We start from the raw sequence: 2,911 nt of genomic DNA, 5'->3' as shown, positions 1-2,911 counted from the left end.
CGCGATGTGGCGCGGGCGGTGGCACTCGCCCTCGCCCTGCCGGGGCGGCTGCCGCGGCTGCTGAACGTCGGCAGCGGGCGCGCGGTCCCGGTGCGCGAACTGGCGCACACCCTCGTGCGGGCGGCGCGCTTCACCGGCGATCTCCTGGAGAGCCCGGCGTCCGGGCACCCTCCGGCGGAGGAGGCGGCCTGGCAGTGCGCCGACATCACCGCGGCGGAGTGGGAGCTGGGCTGGCGGCCGCGGTTCTCGCTGCGCGACTCGGTGACGGCGCTCTGGGCGTCGGACGGCGCGCCCTAGCCCCGCACTCCCGGTGTCCCGGCACCCCCGGCCCGCCGCGCGGAAACCGGGCGGTTGCCGCAAAACGGCCCCCGCCCGGTCGGGCAGGGGCTGTTTTCGGACAATTTTCAGACAGTCGTACGTTCGTGCACGTATTCGACGAGCCGGGTCAGCGCCTCGGGGTCGGTGGTCGGCAGGACGCCGTGGCCGAGGTTGAAGATGTGCCCCTCCAGGCCCTTCGCCGCGGCGAGCACCTCGTCGGTCTTGGTCTCGACGGCCTCGCGCGTGGAGAACAGGACCGCCGGGTCGAGGTTGCCCTGGATCGCCTTGCCGGGCCCGACGCGGCGCGCGGCCTCGTCGAGCGGCACCCGCCAGTCGGCGCCGACGACCGTGGCACCGGCCTCGCCCATCAGACCGAGCAGCTCGCCCGTGCCGACGCCGAAGTGGATGCGCGGCACGCCGTAGGAGGCGACGGCGTCGAAGACCTTCGTCGACGCGGGCATCACCGAGCGCCGGTAGTCGGCGGGCGAAAGGGCGCCCACCCAGGAGTCGAAGAGCTGCACGGCGCTGGCGCCCGCCTCGATCTGCACCTTCAGGAAGGCGCCGGTGATCTCCGCGAGCCGGTCGAGGAGGTCCGCCCAGAGCTGGGGGTCCCCGTACATGAGCGCCTTGGTGTGCTCGTGGTTGCGGCTCGGGCCGCCCTCGACGAGGTAGCTCGCGAGGGTGAAGGGCGCACCGGCGAAGCCGATGAGCGGCGTGGAGCCGAGCTCGGCCGTCAGCATCCCGATCGCCTCGGTGACGTAGTGGACGTCCTCCGGCGTGAGGTCCCTGAGCTGCGCGAGGTCGGCGCGCGTACGGATCGGCTTCTCCACGACGGGGCCGATGCCGGGCTTGATGTCCAGGTCGATGCCGATGGCCTTCAGCGGCACGACGATGTCGCTGAAGTAGATCGCCGCGTCCACGTGGTGGCGGCGCACCGGCTGGAGGGTGATCTCGGTGACGAGCTCGGGCCGCATGCAGGACTCCAGCATGGCGGTGCCCTCGCGCACCTTGCGGTACTCGGGCAGTGAGCGCCCCGCCTGCCGCATGAACCAGACCGGCGTGTGCGGCACGGCCTCACGCCTGCACGCCTTCATGAAGGGGGAGTCGTACGTCGCTGCGTTCTGCCGGCCCGCGGGGCTCCGGCTGCTGTTGGCACTCACCCCGAGAGTCTCCCACGTTGACCGGGGACCCCCTGACGGGTGTCTCTCCCTGCGCGGAGGCGCGGTTCCCCTTAACCTTCCCCGCATGGCTGCGGCTCAGGGACAACGGTCGGACGGCGCTGGCGAGATGGAGAGTTCGGAGGGGAAGGTGGCGGAATCGGCTCCGCTGCCCTTCCGCGCGGCGGTCGACGCGCTGCGGGGGGCACGGCTGCGGCCGGAGATCGAGATCGACCCGACACGGGCGCCGCAGCGGCTCGCGCCGCACGCGTACGCGCTGGAGGCGGCGGTCGTGGACGGTGAGGAGGACCTCGCGGACGGCCGCCTGGTCCTGCTGCACGACCCGGCGGGACACGACGCCTGGCAGGGCACCTTCCGGCTGGTGACGCTGGTGCGGGCGGAGCTGGAACCGGAGATGGCGGCCGATCCGCTGCTGCCCGAGGTGTGCTGGTCCTGGCTGACCGGCGCGCTCCAGTCGCGCGGGCTCTCCGCCGGGGAGGCCAGCGGCACGGTGACGCGCGCGGGATCGCACTACTTCGGGGGGCTCTCCGAGCGCCCGCCCGCCTCGCAGATCGAGATCCGGGCCTCGTGGACGCCCCGGGAGGGCCCCGGCGGCGTGCCGGACACCGCGACGCATCTGGCGGCGTGGTGCGAGCTGCTCTGCCAGGTCGCGGGGCTGCCGCCGGCGGCGCCCGGCGACGCGTCCGTGGTCTCGCTCCCGCAGCGGAGGGGACCGCTCTCTCCCTGACCCAGGGCTTGCACGGCCCGCGGCGCACTCGCGCCGCGGGCCGTTTCGCGTACGCCGGAGCGCACGGCGGACGACTCCCCCGAGGCCACTTCCCGCTCACTTTCGACCACGCGTCGACCACTCGGAAGAGTGAGCGGTTCGGTTTGATCTTCGGATGATCGAGCGCCTGTCCGAATTGCCCTGATTACTACGCACTAAATCCTGATCATTTCCTAAAGCCGGGGACGTTTGCTGCCGAAGAGGTTTGTGACCTTGAAAGCACGGTTTCGCCCGGCTTCATCCCCGAGCCGGCCCCGTCCCGCCACCCCCAGGAGGCCTGGTGTCCGTTCTCCTTGAGCAGCCCGCAAGCCTGGTCGCCTACCGCCCGAACAAGCCGACCGCCATGGTCGTCGTGGCCGACCCGCGCGTCCGTTCCACCGTCACCCGCCATCTGTGGGCGCTCGGTGTACGCGACGTCATCGAGGCCTCGTCCATCGCGGAGGCTCGTCCCCGCATCGGCAACCCCCGGGACATCTGCGTCGCAGACGTCCACCTCCCCGACGGCTCCGGCCTGACGCTCCTCTCCGAGACCCGTGCCGCGGGCTGGCCCAACGGCCTCGCCCTCTCCGCCGCCGACGACATCGGTGCCGTGCGCAACGCCCTCGCGGGCGGCGTGAAGGGCTACGTCGTCACCGGCACCCGTACGAAC

General features: G+C 72.5%; 3 protein-coding genes and 1 pseudogene. 3 read left to right on the top strand and 1 reads right to left on the bottom strand.

Going from position 1 to position 2,911, the window contains the following annotated elements:
- A pseudogene (locus tag AB8Z36_RS36240) lies at nucleotides 1–297 on the top strand (NAD-dependent epimerase/dehydratase family protein); the annotation flags it as partial.
- Nucleotides 298–404: 107 nt separating this feature from the next.
- On the opposite strand, the gene hemE reads toward AB8Z36_RS36240, so the two are convergent.
- Nucleotides 405–1,412 (bottom strand): uroporphyrinogen decarboxylase, encoded by a 1,008-nt coding sequence (gene hemE / locus AB8Z36_RS36235; protein WP_440582092.1) that lies wholly within the window; start codon nucleotides 1,410–1,412, stop codon nucleotides 405–407.
- A gap of 151 nt (nucleotides 1,413–1,563) precedes the next feature.
- Between hemE and AB8Z36_RS36230 the strand changes: the two genes are divergently transcribed.
- A complete protein-coding gene (locus AB8Z36_RS36230) occupies nucleotides 1,564–2,223 on the top strand; it encodes a DUF3000 domain-containing protein (protein WP_369217641.1) in 660 nt (219 codons plus the stop codon).
- Between the two features lie 319 nt (nucleotides 2,224–2,542).
- The coding region (locus AB8Z36_RS36225; RefSeq protein ID WP_369217640.1) for a response regulator at nucleotides 2,543–2,911 on the top strand (369 nt) is incomplete at its 3' end.

Source organism: Streptomyces flavofungini, assembly GCF_041028215.1.
Classification (GTDB): Bacteria; Actinomycetota; Actinomycetes; order Streptomycetales; family Streptomycetaceae; genus Streptomyces; species Streptomyces flavofungini_B.
Note: the sequence above shows the minus strand (reverse complement) of the source record. Positions and strands in the feature narration are given on the sequence as shown.

Coding starts and splice junctions, on each gene's coding strand:
- hemE (WP_440582092.1), bottom strand. CDS start 1,412: ATGAAGGCGTGCAGGCGTGAGGCCGTGCCGCACACGCCGGTCTGGTTC.
- AB8Z36_RS36230 (WP_369217641.1), top strand. CDS start 1,564: ATGGCTGCGGCTCAGGGACAACGGTCGGACGGCGCTGGCGAGATGGAG.